20 protein-coding genes are annotated in these 21,744 nt (G+C 72.7%); 15 read left to right on the forward strand and 5 right to left on the reverse strand.

All coding sequences use genetic code 11. From position 1 onward, the window contains the following. The 4 genes from BCD49_RS18230 (at nucleotide 1) to BCD49_RS18245 (ending at nucleotide 4,776) form a co-directional block, all read left to right on the forward strand. The gene (locus BCD49_RS18230; protein ID WP_007517880.1) at nucleotides 1-837 is read left to right on the forward strand and encodes an ABC transporter ATP-binding protein; all 837 of its coding nucleotides are present in this window, start codon (nucleotides 1-3) and stop codon (nucleotides 835-837) included. Between the two features lie 38 nt (nucleotides 838-875). Further along, nucleotides 876-1,859 (forward strand): ABC transporter permease, encoded by a 984-nt coding sequence (locus BCD49_RS18235; RefSeq protein WP_007517879.1) that lies wholly within the window; start codon nucleotides 876-878, stop codon nucleotides 1,857-1,859. Nucleotides 1,860-2,045: 186 nt separating this feature from the next. Beyond that, nucleotides 2,046-3,191, forward strand: a complete 1,146-nt coding sequence (locus tag BCD49_RS18240) for an ABC transporter substrate-binding protein (RefSeq protein WP_007517877.1) — start codon at nucleotides 2,046-2,048, stop codon at nucleotides 3,189-3,191. 196 nt (nucleotides 3,192-3,387) lie between these two features. Next, nucleotides 3,388-4,776: a class II 3-deoxy-7-phosphoheptulonate synthase gene (locus BCD49_RS18245; protein ID WP_051467456.1), complete on the forward strand. Its 1,389-nt coding sequence runs from the start codon at nucleotides 3,388-3,390 to the stop codon at nucleotides 4,774-4,776. A gap of 587 nt (nucleotides 4,777-5,363) precedes the next feature. On the opposite strand, the gene BCD49_RS18250 is transcribed toward BCD49_RS18245, so the two are convergent. Continuing rightward, nucleotides 5,364-7,403 (reverse strand): Stk1 family PASTA domain-containing Ser/Thr kinase, encoded by a 2,040-nt coding sequence (locus BCD49_RS18250; RefSeq protein ID WP_071041717.1) that lies wholly within the window; start codon nucleotides 7,401-7,403, stop codon nucleotides 5,364-5,366. Nucleotides 7,404-7,418: 15 nt separating this feature from the next. Beyond that, nucleotides 7,419-8,474, reverse strand: coding sequence for a lytic transglycosylase (locus BCD49_RS18255; protein WP_007517871.1), 1,056 nt, complete (start codon nucleotides 8,472-8,474; stop codon nucleotides 7,419-7,421). 256 nt (nucleotides 8,475-8,730) lie between these two features. Here BCD49_RS18255 and BCD49_RS18260 point away from each other — a divergent pair, with 256 nt between their 5' ends. From BCD49_RS18260 to BCD49_RS18300, 9 genes are all read left to right on the forward strand, one after another. Further along, nucleotides 8,731-9,573: a thiazole synthase gene (locus BCD49_RS18260; RefSeq protein ID WP_007517870.1), complete on the forward strand. Its 843-nt coding sequence runs from the start codon at nucleotides 8,731-8,733 to the stop codon at nucleotides 9,571-9,573. Continuing rightward, on the forward strand, nucleotides 9,570-10,712 hold the full coding sequence (thiH, locus tag BCD49_RS18265; protein WP_007517868.1) for a 2-iminoacetate synthase ThiH: 1,143 nt from the start codon (nucleotides 9,570-9,572) through the stop codon (nucleotides 10,710-10,712). Before BCD49_RS18260 ends, thiH begins: the two co-directional genes overlap by 4 nt. Nucleotides 10,713-10,811: 99 nt before the next feature. Then, nucleotides 10,812-12,065: an NAD(P)/FAD-dependent oxidoreductase gene (locus tag BCD49_RS18270; protein WP_007517866.1), complete on the forward strand. Its 1,254-nt coding sequence runs from the start codon at nucleotides 10,812-10,814 to the stop codon at nucleotides 12,063-12,065. A gap of 401 nt (nucleotides 12,066-12,466) precedes the next feature. Next, on the forward strand, nucleotides 12,467-14,122 hold the full coding sequence (locus BCD49_RS18275) for a Gfo/Idh/MocA family protein (protein WP_007517864.1): 1,656 nt from the start codon (nucleotides 12,467-12,469) through the stop codon (nucleotides 14,120-14,122). Nucleotides 14,123-14,197: 75 nt separating this feature from the next. Next, entirely contained in the window at nucleotides 14,198-14,527 is a 330-nt protein-coding gene (locus tag BCD49_RS18280) for an Rv2175c family DNA-binding protein (protein WP_007517862.1), read from the forward strand. Between the two features lie 66 nt (nucleotides 14,528-14,593). Then, nucleotides 14,594-14,818, forward strand: coding sequence for a sulfur carrier protein ThiS (thiS, locus tag BCD49_RS18285; protein ID WP_232794389.1), 225 nt, complete (start codon nucleotides 14,594-14,596; stop codon nucleotides 14,816-14,818). Next, on the forward strand, nucleotides 14,811-15,548 hold the full coding sequence (thiE, locus tag BCD49_RS18290; protein ID WP_007517859.1) for a thiamine phosphate synthase: 738 nt from the start codon (nucleotides 14,811-14,813) through the stop codon (nucleotides 15,546-15,548). The genes thiS and thiE overlap by 8 nt, the downstream gene beginning before the upstream one ends. A gap of 40 nt (nucleotides 15,549-15,588) precedes the next feature. Further along, the gene (locus BCD49_RS18295) at nucleotides 15,589-15,954 is read left to right on the forward strand and encodes a lycopene cyclase domain-containing protein (RefSeq protein WP_071041718.1); all 366 of its coding nucleotides are present in this window, start codon (nucleotides 15,589-15,591) and stop codon (nucleotides 15,952-15,954) included. After that, nucleotides 15,951-16,304 carry a lycopene cyclase domain-containing protein gene (locus BCD49_RS18300; protein ID WP_007517855.1) on the forward strand — a complete coding sequence of 118 codons (354 nt, stop codon included), beginning with the start codon at nucleotides 15,951-15,953 and terminating at the stop codon, nucleotides 16,302-16,304. Before BCD49_RS18295 ends, BCD49_RS18300 begins: the two co-directional genes overlap by 4 nt. A 124-nt stretch (nucleotides 16,305-16,428) precedes the next feature. On the opposite strand, the gene BCD49_RS18305 is transcribed toward BCD49_RS18300, so the two are convergent. Further along, on the reverse strand, nucleotides 16,429-17,370 hold the full coding sequence (locus BCD49_RS18305; protein ID WP_071041719.1) for an SDR family oxidoreductase: 942 nt from the start codon (nucleotides 17,368-17,370) through the stop codon (nucleotides 16,429-16,431). A 393-nt stretch (nucleotides 17,371-17,763) separates the two neighbouring features. On the opposite strand from BCD49_RS18305, the gene BCD49_RS18310 reads away from it, so the two are divergent. After that, nucleotides 17,764-18,951 carry an acyl-CoA dehydrogenase family protein gene (locus BCD49_RS18310; RefSeq protein ID WP_106410602.1) on the forward strand — a complete coding sequence of 396 codons (1,188 nt, stop codon included), beginning with the start codon at nucleotides 17,764-17,766 and terminating at the stop codon, nucleotides 18,949-18,951. A 62-nt stretch (nucleotides 18,952-19,013) separates the two neighbouring features. Here BCD49_RS18310 and BCD49_RS18315 read toward each other — a convergent pair whose 3' ends face one another. Both BCD49_RS18315 and BCD49_RS18320 read right to left on the reverse strand, forming a co-directional pair. Then, nucleotides 19,014-19,487, reverse strand: a complete 474-nt coding sequence (locus BCD49_RS18315) for a MaoC/PaaZ C-terminal domain-containing protein (RefSeq protein ID WP_007517850.1) — start codon at nucleotides 19,485-19,487, stop codon at nucleotides 19,014-19,016. Beyond that, nucleotides 19,484-19,951 carry an FAS1-like dehydratase domain-containing protein gene (locus BCD49_RS18320; protein ID WP_007517848.1) on the reverse strand — a complete coding sequence of 156 codons (468 nt, stop codon included), beginning with the start codon at nucleotides 19,949-19,951 and terminating at the stop codon, nucleotides 19,484-19,486. Before BCD49_RS18320 ends, BCD49_RS18315 begins: the two co-directional genes overlap by 4 nt. Nucleotides 19,952-20,571: 620 nt before the next feature. On the opposite strand from BCD49_RS18320, the gene BCD49_RS18325 reads away from it, so the two are divergent. After that, a complete protein-coding gene (locus BCD49_RS18325) occupies nucleotides 20,572-21,519 on the forward strand; it encodes a hypothetical protein (RefSeq protein ID WP_083401537.1) in 948 nt (315 codons plus the stop codon). The last annotated feature ends 225 nt before the right edge of the window (nucleotides 21,520-21,744 follow it).

Raw genomic sequence — 21,744 nt, forward strand, 5'->3', positions numbered from 1 at the left:
ATGAGCCGCGTACCGGGCCCGCTGGACACCGGCCCGCCGGCTGCGGGCTCGACGGCCGCGCCCGCGGGACGCCTGGAGCTGAGCTCGCTGCACGTCCGGCTCGGCGGGCGGACGATCCTGGCCGACATCGACCTGGCCGTGGAGCCACACGAGTTCGTCGCGCTGGTCGGCCCGTCCGGCTGCGGCAAGACCACGTTGCTCGGCGCCGTGGCGGGATTCGTCCGGCCGGAGCGCGGCGAGGTCCGGTACGACGGCCGGGCCGTCACCGGGACCGGGCCGGAGCGCGCGATGGTATTCCAGGACGACGCGGTCTTCCCGTGGATGCGCGTCCGGACGAATGTCGCATACGGCCTCAAGGTCCGCGGCGTGCCACGCCGGCAGCGGGAGCGACTGGTCGACGAGGCACTGGGCCTGGTCGGACTGCGGGCCAGCGCCGGTCTGTGGCCGCGGCAGCTGTCCGGTGGCATGCGCAAACGGGTCGACATTGCCCGCGCGCTCGCCGTCGACCCGCCGGTGCTGCTCATGGACGAGCCCTACGGCGCGCTCGACATGATGACCAAGCAGCGGTTGCAGACCGAGTTCGACGAGATCTTCGAGCGGTCGCGGATGACGGTCCTGTTCGTCACCCATGACCTTGAGGAGGCGATCTACGTGTCCGACCGGGTGGTCGTGCTCGCCCCCCATCCGGGCCGGGTCGCCGACACGCTGGCGATACCACTGCCGCGGCCGCGCCCCCCGGAGCTGAAGCTGACGCCCGCCTTCCAGGAGCTGCGCCGAGTGCTCGGGCAGCTCGTCGAGGCCGCGGAAGCGGCGGCCAACGAGACGGGTGCGCCGTGACGGTACCCACTGCCTCAGCAGCTCCGGCTCAGGCTCAGGTGACGGCCGCGGCCGTGACCGCGGCGGCGACGACGGCTCCGGCGGCGGCATCGGCCGGGCCGCCGGCCGCCACGGCCGCCACGGCCCTGCCGGTCACGGAGGCGCGGCGGACCGCGCCGACGCTCGCCGCGGCGGATGCGTCGCGACCAGCCGGCGCCGAGGTCGCCGCGTCGCGGATCGGGCGAGCCGCGCGCCGGCTGGCTCGCCGCGTCGCCATCCGCTCGCTGGTCCCCGCGCTGCTCGTCGCGGCCTGGTGCGCGGTCTCCTACGGCGGGCTCGTCCGCGCGATCTATCTACCGACGCCGTCGGCCCTGTGGTCCGCGTTCGTCGACATGCGGGCCGCCCTGCCCGGGGCACTTGTCACCAGCGTCGGGATGACGCTCACCGGATATGGCCTGGGGCTTGTGCTGGGCGTCGGCATGGGCCTCGTGTTCGCGTACTCACGGATGTTGCGTGACCTGTTCGGCGGTGTCCTCGACTTCATCCGGCCGGCGCCGGTGTTCGCCCTGATCCCGCTGTTTCTCCTGTGGTTCGGAATAGGCCGAGGGCCGCAGATCGCGCTGATCACGATGGGGACGAGTGTTGTGCTGAGCGTGACGACGCTCGACGCCGTGCGCAATGTCAGCCCCACGCATATCCGCGCCGCCGCGACCATGGGAGCGTCCCGCCGGGCCATCTACCGCACGATCGTGGTGCCGAGCATCTTCCCGCACCTGCTCGGCGCGGTGCGTTTCTCGGCGGTGGCGGCCTGGGGCCTCGACGTCGCGGCCGAGCTGATCGGGTCCCAGAACGGCCTGGGCTACCTGATGATGACGCGCGAGCAGTACATCGACACCGCCGGCATCCTGGTCGTCGTCGTCCTCTATGGGCTGCTCGCCACCGTCCTCGACCGCGTCATCGTGCTCGTGGAACGGCCACTCACCGGCTGGACCACCCGGGAACAGCAGTCCGCCGCCGCGGACGCGGCCTTCCGCGGGAACTAGGAAACCCGCGGCCAACCAGCCGGCGGGACATCGCGCCGGCCCGTGGCGTACGACCGCGCCCTCGATAGGTCCGCACGGCTCACGCCGCCGCCGCGGCGCCGAGTTCCACCCTGCCCCCAGCCTGCCCCAGGGCGGCTCTCTCCTGCCCAAAACAGACCGAAAAAGTAGGAAAGAAAAGGAGAAAAAATGTCAAGAAGACCGTGGCGCCCGCGTAGGGGAGCCGTCGCCGTCGCCGCCCTCCTGGCCGTGGCTCTCGGGGCCTGCTCGTCGTCGTCATCCGATGACTCGTCCGGGCCGGGCCTGACGACCGTCAAGGTCGGCATCGGCCCGTTCCTCGACAACCAGACGCTCCCGCTCGCGCAGCAGCTGGGCTTCGCCACCGAGCAGGGCATCAGGTTCGACTTCAAGACGCTGCCGTCCAACGACGCCATCTACCAGGCCATCCAGACCGGCCAGCTGGATGTGGGAGCGGGCACGATCCGCGGCCTGGTGCCGCTGGCGAAGACCGCGCCGACACTGCGCAACTACATCATTCGCGACCAGTTCCTCGGCTTCTTCCTCGTCGGGCGGACGGAGGACGGCCCGCCGGTGTACTCCGATCTCGTCGCGGGGGGCTCCACGCCCGAAGCGGCGAAGACGGCGGTCCTGAAGTCGTGGGTCGGCAAGACCTTCGACATCGTCGGCTCGCAGAACCTCGCGCCGATCGCGGCCGGCCTGCAGGCGGCGGGCATCGACCCGACGTCGATCAAGGTCAACAACTTCGCCGACGACGCCAAGGCCGCGGCCGCCTTCCAGAGCGGGGAGGGCGACTACTACACCGGCAGCCTGCCGATCCAGAGCGCGCTGCTGCTGGACCACCCGAAGGACTACGTGAACGTTGGCGGCTACGAGGTGCTCGGCCCGGCCGGCCTCGCCTACGACACCTGGACGACCAGCCAGTCCTGGCTGGACAAGAACCCTGAGCTGGCGCTCAAGGTCCTCGCCATCGTCCTGAAGACCTCCCGGTACATCGACGGCAACCTCGACAGCGCGGCGCCCAAGCTCACCGATCTGGTGAACACCGCCTCGTCCGGGAGCCTGCCGGTGGACCAGGTGAAGCTCCTCGCCACCCAGTTCACGGACTTCCTGACGCCGGAGGACCTGACCTCGAAGGTGTTCGCGGCGGCCAGCCCGTTCTACTGGCGCAACGAGGTCACGCTCGACATCGAGCAGAGCTCGCCGGCACCGCCCGCCGGCTACGACCCCGCCGAGGTGGCGAACGCCGAGGAGTGGTTCCAGAAGCTGCGGGCCAACAGCGCGCTCATGACCTGGGTCAACGGCCCGTTGAACTAGTGCGGTCGCCGGGGCGGGCAGGCAGCGCCCACCCCGGCGACCGCCCACCAGGGCGGTTGGGATGGCGGCTCGCCCGCGTCGAGCGCCCCTCGACGCGGGCGAGCCGGCGTGTCATGTCACTGTGTGCCACCGCACGATCGGCCCGCGGGAAACTGGAGTGAAACGTTCGGTCGACTGCCCGTACCCTGGTTGGGTGATGGACCTCGGACCTGATGGCGGGCAGACGGAACTCGAGCGGCCGCGACCGGAACTGGACTTCTGGCGGACCCTGTCGGCCAAGCAGCAGCCCTCCTGGCCGGACCAGGGCGAGCTGCGGGCCGCCTATGCCGAGCTCGCCACGCTGCCGCCGCTGGTGACGGCTCCCGAGGTCCGCTCGCTCACCGAGCGGCTCGCGGACGTCGCCCGCGGGGAGGCGTTTCTGCTCCAGGGCGGTGACTGCGCGGAGACGTTCGCCGCGAACACCGCCAACAAGATCCGCGACAAGGTGAAGACGCTGCTGCAGATGGCGGTCGTGCTCACCTATGGTGCCAGCACGCCGGTGGTGAAGGTCGCCAGGATCGCCGGCCAGTACGCCAAGCCGCGTTCGACGGACATCGAGACGTCCACCGGCCTGCCGTCCTACCGCGGCGACGCGGTCAACCGCATCGAGTCGACGCCCGAGGGCCGCCGGCCGGACCCGGCCCGGATGGTCTCCGCCTACCACCACAGTGCCGCCGCGCTGAACCTGATCCGCGCGTTCGCGACCGGCGGGTTCTCGAGCCTGTCCCAGGTCCACGAGTGGAACAAGGCGTTCGTGCGCGACTCGGCCGCCGGCCGCCGCTACGAGCTGATGGCCACCGACATCGAGCGGGCGCTCGCGTTCATGGCCGCCTGCGGCATCGACCTCGACCGCACCGCCGAGCTCGGCGGCGTCGAGCTGTACACCAGCCACGAGGGCCTGCTGCTGGAGTACGAACGGGCGCTGACGCGGGTCGAGGAGGCGACGGACGCGGTCTACGACCTGTCCGCCCACATGATCTGGATCGGCGAGCGCACCCGTGACCTCGACGGCGCGCACATGGACTTCCTGTCCAGGGTCGGCAACCCGATCGGCTGCAAGGTCGGTCCCAAGGCGAGCCCCGACGAGGTCCTCGCGATCGTCGAGCGGCTCAACCCCGACCACATCCCCGGCCGGCTCATCCTGATCTCCCGGATGGGCGCCGGCAAGATCCGCGACGCGCTGCCGCCGGTCATCGAGAAGGTCAACGGCGCCGGCCACCCGGTGGTCTGGGCCTGTGACCCGATGCACGGCAACACCCGCGACGTGAGCGGCGTGAAGACCCGCCACTTCGACGACGTGCTCGACGAGGTGCTCGGCTTCTTCGAGGTCCACCAGCAGCTCGGCACCCACCCCGGTGGCCTGCACATCGAGCTGACCGGCGACGACGTCACCGAGTGCCTCGGCGGCGGCCAGAAGATCGGCGAGGCCGACCTCGGCGGCCGCTACGAGACGGCCTGCGACCCGCGCCTGAACACCAGCCAGGCTCTGGAGCTCGCCTTCCTCGTCGCCGAGATGCTCCAGGCCGCCCGCTCCCGCCGCCGCTGAGTCTCTGGTTCGCTCCGTCCAGGCACGGCCCTCCGGCAGCCCGCTCGCCTGGCGGCTCGCGGGCTACCTCCGGGCCGTGTCCTCCTCCGCGAACGGGCGCTGCGGCGACCTCGCTGCGGCCTCCCTACTTCGCTTCGCTCGTAGGGAAGCCTCCGCGAGGCGCGCCTCCGCGCCAGCTCGGTTGCGTGACGCTTGCACGGTTCGACCATGGCCAACCCCCGGGGCCACGTCGCTTCGCTCGTGGGGTGGCCTTCGTGCCTTGTCGGTACGAAACCCGCGACCAGCACAGGTCCGGACGTTCCACGAGCGAAGCGACGTGGCCCTACCGAGACAGCGGTTTCGGGTAGGTGACGTTCAGCGGTAGGCGACCGTGCGGGCGCGGAGGCGCGCCTCGCGGAGGCCCGGCCCACGAGCGAAGCGAGGTGGGTCGGGCCGCAGCGAGGTCGCCGGAGCGCCCGTGAGCGCAGGAGGACGGCGCGCGGAGGTCCCGTGGGAGCGACGGGGTCCCTGCGGAATCGGCGAAGCCGATTTCGGAGGTCGTGAGTACGGGGCCGGAGCGCGCCGCCCGCACGGAGCGAACCAGCAACTCAGCCCAGTACGACGTGGATGGTCGTGCCCTGCTCGACTCGGGTGCCGGCGGGTGGGTTGGTCGACTTGACCTTCCTCCCGAAGAACCAGTTCTGGAAGTCGGCCTGGAGCCCGGCCTCCTGGAGGATCGACTGCGCCTGGTCGGCCGACTTCCCTCTGAGGTTCGGGACCGTGACCATGACGCCAGAGCCGTCGCCGCCACCGTCGACGGCCGAGACGAACAGCGTGATGGTGCCGCCTGGGTTGACCTGCTGACCTGGGTCCGGTGAGGTACGCGCGACCTTGTCCTTGTCGAACGCGCCGCTGGTGTCGATGTCCTTCTGGACGGTGAACCCGAGCGCTTCCAACTCGGCCTTCGCGTCGTCGTAGGACTTGCCGACGAGGTCGTCGGGGACGGTCCGGGCGGCCGGGCCGCTGCTGACCAGCAGGGTGACCTGGGTGCCGGGATCGACCTTGGTGCCCGCCGCCGGGTCAGTCCCGATGATCTTGTTCTTGTCGACGTCGTCGCTGGGCTGTTGCCGCAGGYCGGCGAACCCGAGGTTCGTCGACTGGAGCTCGGCCTGCGCGTCCGCCTGCGACTTGCCCTTCAGGTCGGGGATGGAGATCTGCTCGGGCCCGAGCGACAGGATGATCGTGACGGTGTCGCCGGGGTCGACCTTGGTGCTGCCGTTGGGCGAGTAGTCGGCGACCTTGTCTTTGGGGATGGTCGAGCTGTGGACGGGCGATCCGTAGGTCCACTTCAGGCCGTCGGACCTCAGCTCGGCCTCGGCGTCCGCCTTGGTCAGCCCCGTCAGCAGAGGTACCTCGGTGCCGCCACCGCCGCCCACCATCGCCTTGATTCCGACGATCAGGAGGATCAGCACGACCACCACGGCAAGCACCGCGTACGCCCACGCCGGCGGGCGGAAGCCCCCGGCGCCGCGGTGGCCGGTCGGCTGGTTCCCGTAGCCGGGCGCGTCTCCTCGGCCGCCGGGGGCGGCGCGGTGGCCGCCGCCGCGCCCGGCCGGCTCGGGAGAGTAGGCCGGCGTGTCGAGGTAGCCGCCGAGCTCGTCCTCGCCGGGACGGTGCTCGACCCGGGTGGGCGTGTAACGGCCCGCCGGCGCCGGACTGGGCGGGTAGTCGGCCAGGTAGGGAGGCACCGCGGGCCCGGCCGAGCCTGGCCCGGCGGGGCCGGAGTCGGCGATCAGGGGCACCACGCGGCGTACCTCGTCGAGCAGCGCCACGCCGTCCGACGGGCGCTCGTCGGGCCGGCGGGCGGTGGCCCGCAGCACGAGGTGGTCGAGCTCGGGCTCGATGCCGCCCGCGATGGTCGACGGTGCGGGGATCTCGCTGTGGACCGACTGGTAGGCGACCGACATCGGGGTGGCGCCGGTGTGCGGCAGCTGGCCGGTGAGCATCTCGAACAGCACGACACCGGCCGCGTACACGTCGCTGCGATAGTCCGCGACGCCGTGGGTGACCTGCTCGGGCGCGAGATACCCGACGGTCCCCATGACCACGCCCTGGGTCAGCGCGGCCGTCGGCTGGCTGATGGGGCGGGCGAGGCCGAAGTCCGCGACCTTCACCTGGCCATCGTCACCTAGCAGGATGTTCTCCGGCTTGATGTCGCGGTGAATGATGCCGGCCAGGTGCGYGGCGGCCAGCGCCTCGGCGATGGCCTCCATGATGTCTATGGCCTCGTAGGGCGCGAGCCRCCCGTGTGTGCCCAGGTGCTGGCGCAACGACCTGCCGCGTACCAGCTCCATGACCAGGTAGTTCAGGACCCCGACCGGCGTCTGGGCCGCGCCCTGGTCCATGACCTGCACGACCCGCGGGGAGTTCAGCTTGGCGACTGCCCGGGCCTCCCGGTGGAACCGTGCGACGAAGTCCGGCTCGTGCATGAGGTTCGGATGCATCACCTTCAGGGCGACCATCCGGTCCAGCCGGTTGTCGTGCGCGATGTAGACACTCGCCATGCCGCCGACGGCCAGCCGCTCCTGCGCGGTGTACCGGCCGTCCAGCAGGCGACCGATGACGGGGTCCGCGACCGTGGCATCCACGCCGACAGTTTACGATTAGGGGGCTGCGGTGAAGTGCGCCCGCCTCGCGATCACCTTACCGACATACTCCTGGGTGTCCGGAAAGAAACCGTACCGTCGCACCGAGTCAAGGCCCTGGTAATAACTGCCGACCGTCGTAGGAACATCCCCCGACGTCTCTGCCAGCAGGAATCGCAGGAACGCCACCCCGCCCGCGATGTTGTCGGCCGGGTTCGACTGGTCGACCGGACGGTCGAGCACGGTGCTCAGCCAGCGCGCGGTGCGCGGCATCAGCTGCATGACACCGACCGCCCCGACCCGGCTGACGGCCGTCGGGTCGAACCCGCTCTCGACCGAGGCGATCGCCAGCGCGAGCGTCGGGTCGATCCCCTGGCGGGCCGCCTCCGCCCGGATCACCAGCTGGGTCTGGCCGATGGCGGAGAGGGCCGGCACCGGGCCCGCCGGTGCCGCGACGCCCGGCACGACCCCATCACCCGACGCACCGGGCAGGACGGGCGCGGAGGTGCTGGCCGAGAGGGTGATGGCGGGCGTGCCGACCTGACCCGGGTCGGGCGTGACCAGCAGGATCTGGCCGATCCGCAGGCCGTCGTCGGGGCCGAGCCCGTTGCGGGCCGCGAGATCGGCGACGCTCAGGCCCGCCCGGGCCGCCAGCACCGACAGCGACTCACCCGGCTGGACGACATACCCGCCCGGTGGCGGGGCCGGCTGACACGCCCCCGCCGGCGACCAGGACGCACAACCCCCGGCCATCCGCGGCTGGGCCGTCTCCGCCGCCCCGGAATGGGAACCCGGGAGGTAGAGCAGCTCTCCCGCCCGTAGCTCGTCGTCGGGCAGGCCGTTCACGGTCCTGATCCGCTCGACGGTGGTCCCGTGCCGGGCGGCCAGCGACCACAGCGAGTCTCCGGGGCTGACCTCATAGGGCCCCCACCCGCCAGCGGCCGCGCCGCCGGCGAGCGCGACGGCGAGCGCGGTGACCAGTAACCCGGCGCCTCGGACCGTGGCGGAGCTCGGCCGCTGGGCATGGGCGAGGCGGGCGGCGCGCGCCAGGGCAATCGGGCGTCGTGGTGGCATCCGGGCTTCCTCCGGCGTCGGTCGGCAAGGACCGACAGTGACGGACCATGCGCACAACAGCAAGATCATCCCTGTCTGGGGTGCGAGGTCCGCGTGGTACCGCTGCCTCGCCCGCTAGCCGCGTTCGGGCGAACGCGGGGCATACAATCCGGGCGGACCCGGGGAGCCCGCGTGAGGCGGGCTGAGAGGCCGACCAGCAGCCGTCGGCGACCCGTCGACCCGATCGCGATCATGCGCGCGTGGGGAGGGAAAGGTGATGGCAGCACCTGGAACGGCGTCGGCCGGGCTCACCGAGCTCGAGGACGAGCCGCTGCGGATCGGCGGATGGGCGTTCACCAGCCGGCTCATGGTGGGCACGGGGAAGTTCGGCAGTCACGCCCTGATGCGCGACAGCCTCGTCGCCAGCGGAGCCGAGATCGTGACGGTCGCGCTGCGCCGGGTGGACCTTGACCGGGCCGGCGAGGGCGACGTGCTCGACTTCGTCCCACCGGGGGTGACCCTGCTGCCGAACACCTCCGGCGCCGTCAACGCCGAGGAGGCGCACCGGCTCGCCCGGCTCGGCCGGGCCTCGACGGGCAGCCCGCTCGTCAAGCTGGAGGTCACTCCCGACCCGCGCACGCTCGCGCCGGACCCGGTGGAGACGCTGCGCGCCGCCGAACTGCTGATCGCCGACGGGTTCACCGTGCTGCCGTACTGCCCGGCCGACCCGGTGCTCGCCCGCCGGCTCGAGGAGGCGGGCTGCGCGACGGTCATGCCGCTCGGCAGCTGGATCGGCTCCAACCGCGGCCTGCGCACCCGCGACGCCCTCGAGGTGATCATCGAGGCGGCCGGCGTGCCGGTCGTCGTCGACGCCGGCCTGGGCGTTCCCTCCGACGCCGCGGAGGCGATGGAGATCGGCGCGTCCGCCGTCCTCGTCAACACCGCGATCGCGGTCGCGAGCAACCCGGTGACGATGGCGCGCGCGTTCGCCCTCGCGACCGTCGCCGGCCGGCTCGGCTACCTCGCCGGCCGCGGCGCCGTCAGCGCGTCGACGAGGGCCGAGGCGTCCTCTCCGCTGACCGGCTTCCTCGGCGCCCAGCCCGGGACCCTCGCCCCGTGAGCGCCCCGCCGGGGGAGTTCGCGAAGGTCCTCGCCGGTCTCGACCCGCCGGGGATCGCCGCCGCCGGGCTGCGCGCCGACGACGCCGCGGTGACCGCCGTGCTCGCGACCGCGCGCGCCGGCGGCCGGCTCGGGCTCGCCGACCTCGCCGTCCTGCTCTCCCCGGCCGCGACCGGCCGGATCGAGGAGCTGGCCCGCGCCGCCCGCGAGACGACGCTGCGCCGCTTCGGACGCGCCGTGCGGCTGTTCGCCCCGCTGTACGTCTCGAACGCCTGCCTGTCGTCGTGCACGTACTGCGGCTTCTCCAAGGGGCTGCCGGTCGTGCGCCGGACGCTGTCCCTCGACGAGACCGAGGCCGAGGCGCGGCTGCTGGCCGAGCGCGGCTTCCGCCACCTGCTGCTGGTCTCCGGCGAGCACCGGACGGAGGTGTCCGCCGACTACCTCGTCGCCGTCGTCGAGCGGCTCTCCCCGCTGTTTCCAGCGATCTCGATCGAGACCCAGACCTGGTCGGACGACACCTACGCCCGGCTCGTCGCCGGCGGGCTGGTCGGGGCGGTCCACTATCAGGAGACCTACGACCGGACCCGGTACCGCGAGGTGCACGTCGCCGGGTGGAAGCGCGACTTCGACCGCCGGTTGTCCTCGTTCGAGCGGGCCGGCGCCGCCGGCGTGCGTCGCCTCGGCCTCGGCGTGCTGCTCGGCCTCGCCGTCGACTGGCGAGCGGACGTGCTCGCGCTCGCCGCGCACGCGTCGTTCCTGTCCCGCCGGTTCTGGCGCACGGAGATCACCGCGGCGCTGCCGCGGATCCGGCCGAACGCGGCCGGCTTCCCGCCGGTGGTCGTCGTCGGCGACGCCGAGTTCGTCCAGGCGCACGCCGCGCTGCGGCTCTACGAGCCCGACCTGGACCTGTCGCTGTCCACCCGCGAGCCCGCGGCGATGCGCGACGGCCTGGTCCGCATCGCGGTGACCACGATGAGCGCGGGCTCGTCCACCGAGCCGGGCGGCTACGGGACACCCGGCAGCGCGCAGGAACAGTTCTCGATCAGCGACGAGCGCCCCCCGGACGCCGTCGCGGCCATGCTCGTCGAGGCCGGCTACGACCCGGTCTGGAAGGACGCCTTCCCGCTGGTCGCAACCTGACCAGCAAGGTCACCACATGACGGCGCGTGGACGCCGCCGGTTGTGATCTGGCGAATCTCACGGGGGCTTCCTGGCGTGGTGCGCAGGTAGCCTGCGGCCATGGAACACGTTGTGGTGGTGGGCGCCGGGCTGGCTGGCGGCCGGACCGTCGTCGAGCTGCGCGAGCAGGGGTACACCGGCCGGATCACGCTGATCGGGGCTGAGGAGCACCCGCCCTACGACCGTCCGCCACTGTCGAAGGCAGTGCTGACCGGCCGCACCGACAGCACCCACCTGCCCTACGGGCTGCACGACCTGGACAGCGTCGAGCTGCTGCTCGGCCGGCAGGCGACCGGCCTGGAACCCGGCGTGGTCCACACCGACGCGGGCCCCGTCGAGTACGACGGCCTGGTGATCGCCAGCGGCTCGGCGCCGATCCGGCTGCCCGGCGCGCCCGGCCAGCGGGTGCTGCGCACCATCGACGACTCGCTCGCGCTGCGCGAGGCGCTGCGTCCGGGGCTGCGGCTCGTCATCGTCGGTGCCGGCTGGATCGGCGCCGAGGTCGCGACCGTCGCCGCCAAGCAGGGCGCCGAGGTGACCGTCGTCGAAGGTGGCGGCTTCCCGCTCGCGCCGCTGGGCGCCGAGGTTGGCGGGCACGCCGTCCACTGGTACGAGGAAGCCGGTGTCACCCTGCGCGTCGACGCCATGGTCGACAAGATCGGCGAGGACGGGCTGCTGCTCGTGGGCGGCGAGTTCATCCCGGCCGACGAGATCGTCGTCGGCGTCGGCGTGCGCCCGGACGTCGGCTGGCTCGGCGGGGCGCTGGCCCTCGAGCGCGGGATCGTCAGCGACGAGCACCTGCTGGCCACCTGGGCCCCCGACGTCGCCGGCGCGGCGGGCGCCGCGCCGGTGGTCGCCGTCGGCGACTGCGCGGCCTGGTGGTCGCTGCGCTACGGCAAGCGGATGCACGTCGAGCACTGGGACAGCGCCCAGGGCGCGCCCGCCGTCGCGGCCAGCACCCTGCTCGGCCTCGCCGCCGGCCAGGCCGTCGCCGACCTGCCCGTCTACAACCCGGTGCCGTACTTCTGGTCGGAGCAGTTCGGCCGGATGGTGCAGTTCGCCGGCCTGCCGGCGGACGACGCCCATCTGGTGTTCCGCGGCGACCCGACCGCGCGCCGGGAGCCGGACGCCAAGAAGGCACCCGGCTGGACGGCCGGCTGGTTCGCCCCGGACGGCACGCTCACCGCGCTGGTGACGGTGGCGCGCCCGATCGACATGGTCGCCGGCCGCCGCCTGCTCGCCGCCGCGGCCCGYCCCGACCAGGCCCAGTTCGCCGACCCGGCCGTCCCCCTGAAGTCCTTCGTGGCTGACTGAGGCCGTCCCTGGTGACCGACCGGCCGTCCCTGGTGACGGACCCGGCCGTCCCTGGTGACCGACCGAGGCCGTCCTTCGTGGCCGACCTGAGGCGCACGTGGGCGCGGGACGGCCTCCCACACGGTTTCGGGCCGCCAGACAAGGCGTGCTTCATGACCAGATCTCATGCCGCGCGCCGGCGGCGCGGTCCGGGCCCGCCGGGGCGGGGCGCCGGCTGCGCCGCCCTGTGACCGGCCGATGTCACACTACGTGGTGGCCGCGGCGGCTTGTCGCTGGTCGTGGGCTCGCCGGTGCCCGTCGTCAGGAGCGTGGGGCGGGGCGGCTAGCTGGACGTTCGGGTCGATCGGACGTATAGCACCCGTTGGCGGGCGGATGGGGTCCTGTCACTAGAGTCTGGCGCTGTGCCGCGCATTCACCTGGTCTCCAACCTGCCTGGGGTGAGCGCCCTCGGTGACCACCTCCGGGCCGCCGGGCTCGGGCCTACCTCAGCCCGCTCCGCCGACGCCCTACTGGTCCTCATCGACCGGCCGCTGGACTCCGTCGAGCAGGAGCTTCTCGACCGTGCGCGGCAGTCGGTGCCGGTGCTGCTCGCGGGACCCACCGTGCGCGCGCTGCCGTCCGACAGCCCGCTGGTCGAGGCCTCCGGGCTGATTCCCGGCCACACGACGCCCGCGCACGAGCTGCGGGTGACGGTCGGCCCGAACGGCGCGCAGGTCGCCGCCCGGATGGGCGACTTCCGACCGGTCGACAGCTGGGTCGTCCCCGACAAGATCGCCGACGACGTCGAACGGCTGCTGGTCGTCCAGCACAGCCTGACCGAGTACCCGGTCTGCACCTGGCGGCCGTCCACCGGCCTGGGCATGTTCACCCTCGGCTCCACCGCGAGCACGCTCGCCGATCCCGCCTACCACCGGCTGGTCGGCCGCTGGCTGCGCCACACCCTCGGCGTCCACGACGCCGAGCCCGTCGGCGTAGGCCTGCTCGGCGCCCCGGGCATGCCGGGGGCCCACCACCAGTCGGCCGTCGAGGCCACCGAGGGCCTGAACCTGGTCGCGGTCAGCGGCACCGGCCGCGCCGCCGGCGCCCGGTCCGGCGAGGGTCAGGCACGCTCCTACGACGAGCCCGACGGCCTGATCGCCGACGCGGACGTCCGCCTCGTCATCATCGGCACCCCGAACAACACCCGCGCGCAGTGGGCCGCCCGAGCGCTGGAGGCCGGCAAGGACGTCGTCATCCCGTCCCCGTTCGCGCTGTCCACCCAGGAGGCCGACGACCTGGCGCTGCTCGCCGCCGCCCGCTCGTCGCTGCTCGCGACCTACCCGGAGCGTCGCGAGGACCCGGCCTACCAGAGCCTGCGCGCGGCCGTCCGCAGCGGCGCCATCGGCGACGTCCTGTCGGTCGAGATCGCCCACGGCGGGTACAACCGGCCTTCCGGCGGCTGGCGCGACGACGAGCGCGCCAGCGGCGGCCTCATTCACGACCGTGCCGCGGGGCACCTCGACTGGGTGCTCGACCTGGTGGACGAGCCGGTCGAGTGGGTCACGGCCACCGCCCAGAAGCGGGTCTGGCACCACGTCACCAATGCCGACCACGCCCGCGTCCTGCTGCGCTTCGCCAGCGGCGCCGAGGCACAGGTGACGGTCTCCGACCTGCTCGCGGTGCCCACCGCCCGGCTGCACGTGCTCGGCACCACCGGTTCGATATTCGGCGACGACCCGGCGATGGCCGCCCTCGCCACCGGCACCCCCGCCGAGACGGCGCCGGCGGACACATGGTCCCGGGCCGGCGGCCGGCACGCCGGCCGAAACGGCGACGGCGCCCCGTACACCCCGCTGTCGGCCGGACCGCTCACGGTGGTCTCCCACGACGGCACCAGAACCCGGCTGCCGCTTCCGGCCGGCCCCGCCCACCCGTTCTACCGCGACCTCACCGACGCGCTCCTGTCCGGCTGGCCGCTCACCTCCTACCGGGTGGAGGCCGCCCGCAGGGTCGTCGCCGTCGCCGAGGCCGCCACTCGCTCCGCGGGCGGCGGCGGCGTCCAGATCGGCCCGGCCTGACCGGTGTCCTGCCTGACTGGTCACGGGCGCGAGGCCGGTCTTGAGGACACCTCCCGGTCGTGTTTACTTTCGACCATGGACAACTGGTTGCCGCTGCCTGACATCGCCGAGGCGATGGGGGTCCCGATCACGCGGGTGCGTCAGCTCGTGCGGGAGGGCAGCCTCCTCGCTCGCCGCCAGGAGGACGGCATACTGCGGGTTCCAGCCGGCTTCATCCAGGACGGCCAGCTCACGAAGGGCCTGTCCGGCACGCTGACGGTGCTCGCCGACGCCGGCTACACACCCGACGAGGCCATCGACTGGTTGCTGCGCGAGGATCCGAGCCTTCCCGGCACGCCGCTGGACGCGCTGCGCGAGAACCGTGGCAGGGAGGTCAAGCGCCGTGCCCAGGCGCTCGGATTCTGACCGCGGCGGGCGGGCGGCGGCCGCGCGGCGCCGCGCCCAGGGTCCAGAATGCGTAGGGTCCAGAGTGTGGGTGATCCGTCTGTGGCCGCGGTGGTCGTCATCGTGAACGGCCAGGAGCGGCGGGTGCCGGAAGGGCAGCCGCTCCTCGAGCTGATCGCCGAGCTGGGCCTGCGTCCTGGGTCGGTGGTGGTCGAGTACAACGGCGAGGCGCTCACCGCCGCGCAGCGCCGGGATGTGCGGCTGCGCGCTGATGACCGGCTCGAGCTCGTCCGGGCGGTCGCCGGTGGCTGACAGCGACCCGGCGGCGCCCGCGGACGCCTCGGCGGCCCGCGCGGCGAGGCTGGCGCGGCTCGCGGACGCCCGGCTCTACCTGTGCACCCCCCGCCAGCCTGACTTCGACGCCTTCCTCGACGGCGTGCTCGCCCCGCCCGCCACCGGCACCGGCTTTGACGGCGTTGCCGCGCCGGGCGTCGACCTGATCCAGCTCCGGGAGAAGGGGCTGGAGTGGCGGGAGGAGGCCGCGGCGCTGGAGCGGATGCTCGCCGCCGGCCGCCGCCACGGCGCGCTGGTCAGCGGCAACGACCGGGCGGACCTGGCCTCGGTGCTCGGCGTCGACATCCTGCACGTCGGCCAGGACGACATCCCGCCGGCCGTCGCGCGCCGCCTCCTCGGCCCCGGCGTGATCCTTGGCCTGTCGACGCACGACGAACGGCAGCTCGAGGCGGCGCTGGCCGACCCGGATGTCGACTACTTCTGCGTCGGCCCGGTCTGGCCGACGCCGACGAAGGAGGGCCGCCCCGGGGTGGGCCCGCGACTCCTCGCCGCGGCCGTCGCCGCCGCCCCGCCGTTCACACCCGGTTCGAAGCCGTGGTTCGCGATCGGCGGCATCGACGAGGAACGCCTCGACACGGTGCTCGCCACCGGCGCGCGCCGTGCCGTCGTCGTCCGCGCCATCACCGGCGCGCCCGACCCGTCCGCCGCGTCCGCCGCCCTCGCCGCCCGTCTGCGCGCCGCGGGCTAGCCCGGCGCAGCCCAGTCCTCGCAGCGTCCGGCCGGTTCTGATGCGTCACCTCGGCTACCTCGCGGTGCTGGCGGCCTGCCTGCTCGGCACCGCGCCGCTGGAGGTGTTCCTGCGCACCCGGGTCTACGCCCGGTGGCGCCGGCTGGTGCGCACCCTCATCCCGGTGCTGGCCGTCTTCGTGGGCTGGGACCTGTACGCGATCGCGCGCGAGCAGTGGACGTTCGACGCGCGCGGCGTCACCGGGGTGCGGCTGCCGGGCGGGATCCCGCTGGAGGAGGCACTGTTCTTCGCCGTCGTGCCGATCTGCGCGATCCTCACCCTGGAGGCCGTCCGCGCCCGGCGTCGCGACTGGCCCGTCGGTGACGAACCGCCGCCCCCCGAGTCTCAGYCGCCGGGGCCCGGATGAGCTACACGGCGCTCGCCGTCGCGGGCGTGCTCGCCGCCGTCACAGCCGACGCGCTGGTGTTCCGGCTGAGGCTGGTGCGACGGCGGGCGTTCTGGACCGCCTACGCGATCATCATCGTCTGCCAGCTGATCACGAACGGGGTGCTCACCGGGTTCGGCATCGTGCGCTACGACCCGGCCACGATCCTCGGTCCGCGGGTCGCGTTCGCCCCCGTCGAGGACCTGCTGTTCGGCTTCGCCCTCGTCCTGTGGACCCTCGACTGGTGGGTCTGGTGGGGCCGCCGCGACCGTGATCATCGCCGGCGGTCCCACGACCGGCCCACGCGACCGGCCGGCGACCCTCCCGGGTAGGTACCGAACCGTGGTCGATGGTCGCCCGAATAGGCACGACCATCGACCACGCTCCGTCGACCGTGTGCAAGCCGTGGTCGATGGTGGTGTCCTAGGACACCACCATCGACCACGAACCGGTGGGTCAGGACGACGGGCGGTTGCCCTGCATGTCGGCGTTCGCGGCGGCCTTGGCGACCAGGTCGGGGATGACCTCGCCCAGCTCGCCCGGCTCCCACTTGCCCTCGCGGTTGACCGACGGGCCGTTCACCCAGCCCTCGGTGACGCTGATGAAGCCGCCCAGGACCGAGAACACCCGGCCGCTGACGCCCTTCGACTGGGGCGAACCGAGCCAGACGACCAGCGKGGAGATGTTCTCCGGCCCGAGCGGGTTCCAGTCGGCCTTCGCCTCGGGCTGCTCCTTGAGGTCCTCCTCCTGCTTCTTGACGAAGCCGAGGTCCTCGGTCATCCGGGTGAGCGCGGTTGGGGCGATCGCGTTGACGGTGACGCCGTAGCGGCCCAGTTCCATGGCGGCGATGACKGTGAACGCGGCGATGCCGGCCTTCGCGGCGCCGTAGTTCGTCTGGCCGACGTTGCCGAAGATGCCCGACGGCGACGAGGTGTTGATGATGCGGGCGTCGTTGGTCTCGCCGGCCTTGGAACGGTCCCGCCAGTACGCCGCGGCGTGGTGCGCGACGCCGAAGGTGCCCTTCAGGTGCACCTTGATGACGGCGTCCCACTCGGCCTCGGTCATGTTCACCAGCATCCGGTCGCGCAGGATGCCGGCGTTGTTCACGACGACGTCCAGCGTGCCGAAGGTGTCGACGGCCTGGTCGACGAGGTTCTTGGAGCCGTCCCAGGTCGAGATGTCCTCGGTGTTCGCGACCGCCTCGCCGCCCGCGGCGACGATCTCGGCGGCTACGGACTGCGCCGGGCCCGCCGACGCGCCGGTGCCGTCCCGGGCTCCGCCGAGGTCGTTGACGACGACCTTCGCGCCCTCGGCGGCGAACGCGAGCGCGTGCTCCCGGCCGATGCCGCCGCCCGCGCCGGTGATGACGACGACGCGTCCCTCGCAGATCCCGCTCATGCCCGGACTCCTCTTGTCACGTGTCGAGTTCCGTTCTGTTCTGTCGATCTTGCCTGCGCCTGGGACGAACCGCGCTGGTCTGACGTCCCATATGCCCGCCGGCCAGGAGATCTGGTGCCGCCGAACTTCGCTTACCCAGCGATTTCCGCGGCGGCGGAGGTCGGCGGCGGAGCTGGAGGTCATCGTGTCGCGCCTGCGCGTCACGGGCCAGCGAAGGCAGCGACCTCCGCCGTCCGGACGCGTCCGGTGTGCGCCGTGGCGCCCGTGTGGGCAGGATGGGGGACGGCGCGTGCCGTAGGCCCCAACCGGCGGTGCTCTTGGTTCACCCCAGAGCGCGGGGTCCTCACCGATTCCAGCGCCAGCAGGAATCGGCGGGGGAGCAGTGCCGTACCGATGCTGGATCGAGAGCAGATACGGACGGGTGCCGTGCAGGAGAGTGACTTCGCCGAGGTGCTGGCCTCGGTACGACGGTTCGTGCGCGAACGGGTCGTGCCGCTGGAACAGGAGATCGAAGAGACCGACGAGATACCGGCGGCCCTGCGGGCCGCGGCCGCCGAGATGGGGCTGTTCGGGTTCGCGATTTCCGAGCTCTACGGCGGGCTGGGCCTGTCGATGAGCGAGGAGGTCCGGCTCGTCTACGAGCTCGGCTACACCACGCCGTCGTTCCGGTCGATGTTCGGGACGAACAACGGGATCGCCGGCCACGTGCTGCTCGAGGGCGCGACCGAGGAGCAGAGGAAGACCTGGCTGCCGAAGGTCGCCTCGGGGGACTGGACCGCGTCGTTCGCGCTGACCGAGCAGGGCGCCGGCTCCGACCCGGCCGGCCTGGCCACCACCGCCGTCCGCGACGGCGACGAGTGGGTGATCAACGGCTCCAAGCGGTTCATCACCAACGCGCCGCTCGCCGACGTCTTCATGGTCTTCGCCCGGACCGACCCGCACGCCTCGCCCAGCCGGGGCATCACCACGTTCATGGTCGAGAAGGGCACGGCCGGCCTGTCCGTCGGCCCGCGCGACCACAAGATGGGCCAGGCCGGCGCCTGGACCGCCGACGTCTACTTCGACAACGTGCGGGTTCCGTCGTCGGCGCTCATCGGCGGGGAGGACGGCGTCGGGCGGGGCTACGCGACCGCGATGCGCTGCCTCGCGCACGGGCGGATCCACATCGCGGCGCTGTGCGTCGGCATGTGCCAGCGGCTCGTCGACGAGTCCGTCTCCTACGCGGCCTCCCGGGAACAGGGCGGCGCGGTGATCGGCACCTACCAGCTGGTCCAGGGCCTGATCGCAGACTCGGCGACCGACCTCTACGCCGCCCGCGCGCTTGTCTCCGACGTCGCCGCCAAGTTCGACGACGGCAGCGACAAGCGAATCGGGCCGTCCTGCGCCAAGTACTTCGCCTCGGAGGCGGTCGGGCGGATCGCCGACCGGGCGGTGCAGATCCACGGCGGTTCCGGCTACATCCGCGGCGTCCCGGTGGAGCGTTTCTACCGCGACGCCCGGTTGTTCCGGATCTACGAGGGCACGAGCCAGATCCAGCAGATCGTCATCGCCCGCGGCCTGCTGGCCCAGGCCGGATCCTGACGGTCCCCGGCTGTGCGGTGGCGAGGCGCTCAGCGCCCCGCCACCGCACAGCCCCGATGGGTCTAGACGGGGACGACGAAGGTCGCCTCGCCCTTGATGTGGGTGCCGCCGGTCTGGCGGGTGACGAGCAGATCCAGGTCGACGAGCTGCTGGCCGGCCTCCTCGCGCAGCCCGGTCACGGTCGCGCGGTAGGTGAGTACGTCGCCTGGCCAGGCCTGCTCCCGGAACTGGGTGCTGAACCGGCGGAGGTTCGCGGCGCCGAAGCAGTCGGTCACATACGTGCCCAGAACACCGGCCTGCAGCATCCCGACGGCGAACACGGTCGGGAACCCGGCTGCCCGGGCGAACTCCTCATCGTGGTGGATGGGATTGAGGTCGCCGGACGCGCCCTGGTAGCGGACGAAGTCCGTGCGGGTGAGCGGTTGGTCGATGAGCGGCGCGGGTCCAAGGCCCACCGCCAGGTCCTCCCAGGCGGGTCTGGGGCCGAGCACCGGCGTGCTGGCCGCACCGGTGCCGAGGTCGGCTGTGGTGGTCATCGGGCGTCGTCCTTCCCGTCGCTGGCCGCGCTGGCCGCCGCCGGCGCCTGGCTGGTGACGATCACGGTGTTCTTCGCCTCGGCGACCAGACGGCCATCGGGCGTGCGGAACTCGTTGACGACCACGATGAACCGCATCGTGCCACCGCGGCGGCCTTCCTTGACGTAGTCGGCGGCGATCTTCGCGCGGCCGACGAGCCGGGTGCCGGCGCGCGGTGGCTCGCCGTGGAAGACGAACTCCTGGCCGCCGTGCAGCACGCGGCCGAGGTCGATCTCCTCGTATCCCTCGATCTCGTCCCACGGCACACCGGCGCCGTCGGACCAGAACGCGGAGGTCATCAGGAAGGTGGCCGGCGAGACCGGCCGCTCGGCCGTCAGGTAGTCGGGGTTGCGCGACTTGGTCGCCCGGGCGAACTCGCGGATCTTGCCGAGTTCGACCTCCATCGTGTAGCCCGGTGCGGGCATGGGGCTCCTCCCTCACGGCGCGGCTCCGGGCCGCCGGGTCGCGACGGACACGGGCGGATTCGCGCGGCGATGCGCTGGGCCGACGGAGGTGGGCGAGCCCCGTGCCTCCGGAGGTCACCAGATCCTGTCCCGATCGTTCGATATCGGGTCTTGCAAGGCTGCCACGGACTCGCCCCGGATGCACCTAGATCCCCGGCTGGGCAGGAACTCCCGCCCTCGGGCCCTCCTTGTGATCTTTCCTCGGGCACGGGCACGAGCACAGGTGAGCGCGACGGTGGCGCGGCACCCGGCGGCCGGTCGCGCGTCAGCTGGACGGTGGTCACAGAAACGAGCAAACCGTCCACGGATATATGCCCCCAGCCCTAGGCTCGGCGGAGATGGAGCAACGTGCGGCGGACGAACGGCACCGCGGGGACGAACGGCACCGTGGCGGGAGTCTCAGCCGGMGCGGCAATGCCGCGGGCGACCGCGCCTCCGACACCTACACGAGGCGAGCGCCGCGGTCTCAGGAGCCGCCCTCGTCATCTCCGTCGCCGTCGTCATCTTCGCCGTCGCCAGGGCGGCACCGGTCTCCCTGGGGCAGGTCGGGGCGGATCCTGCCGATCCGGTGGGGCCGGATCGTGGCCGGCGGCCTGGTCGCCCTCGCCGTGGTMGGCGTCCTGGTCGGCTATGYGCTRCTCAGCGGCAGCGGCCCGAAGACGACCAGCACCGCGGGCGGCGGCTCGGCGGCCTCCGGGCAACCTAGCCGGGACACGAGCCGGGTCACGGTCGCCGGCCCGTCGTCGACCGGCGCCGGGACGGGTCCGGACAGCGCGACCTCCAGCCCCGCGCCGGGCACGGTCCTCGAGTTCCTCCCGACCGACCTCCCGGTCCCGCCCCAGCCCACCGCCTCGCGCCCGGCGGCGAGCCTCGTCCCCACCCCCGCCGGGCCCAGGAGCACCGGCCCCGCGCTCACCCTCGGGCGAACGTCCGTCAATCTCGGTCAGGTCGACTCCAGCGACACGGTCGACCTCACCAACACGGGCACCGAGGCCGTCACGATCCGGACCAGTGGCGCACCGGCCTACCTGGACGCGGTACCGCGCACGTCCCGCCTCGATCCGGGCTACCGCACCCAGCTGGTCATCAGCCTGGACCGCTCGGCCGCGCCGGTCGGCCAGCTCGACATCCCGATCACCGTGACCCCGGCCGCGGGTACCGGCGGGGGGACGATCCACGTGACGGCCGTGGTCACCGCCGGGCCGAAGATCCTCTCCGCCGCCGGGCCGTCGTCGCTTCGGGCTCAGGCCTGCGCCACCGACCAGGCCCCCGCGACCGGTACGCTGACGGTCGAGGTCCAGGACCCGGTCGGCATGTCCGGCGGCAGTGTCGCGATAACCACCCCGAACGGCGCAGCCACGACGGTCGCCCTTCAGCTGGGCTCCACCGCCGACGACAGGTCCACCTGGACCGCCCAGCTGGGCCCCTCGGCCTCCGCCGGCACCCTCGCCTACACCGTGACCGTCAAGGACCTCAACAACCGGGTGGCCAGCCAGCAGGGCTCCGTGCCCGTCGCCGCCTGCTCGTAGCGCCCGGCGGCTCTTTGCCCAGGTGACGCGAGCGTGGTGGGTGCCGTGGGCGATGAGAGGTGACGGTGGCCGACCTCCCGGCCGTCCGCCCAGCGCTTGTGACGTTCAAGAAGCGCATTCGTTACCCGAGCGGCGCGATGCGGCGACAAATTGCACCTGGACATCGACTTTGGGCGTCGACGGTGACCGGTCGGAAGCGTGACGTGAAAGCGGAGGTGACGGCGT

Origin of the sequence: Pseudofrankia sp. EUN1h, assembly GCF_001854645.1 — a bacterium.
GTDB lineage: Bacteria > Actinomycetota > Actinomycetes > Frankiales > Frankiaceae > Pseudofrankia > Pseudofrankia saprophytica.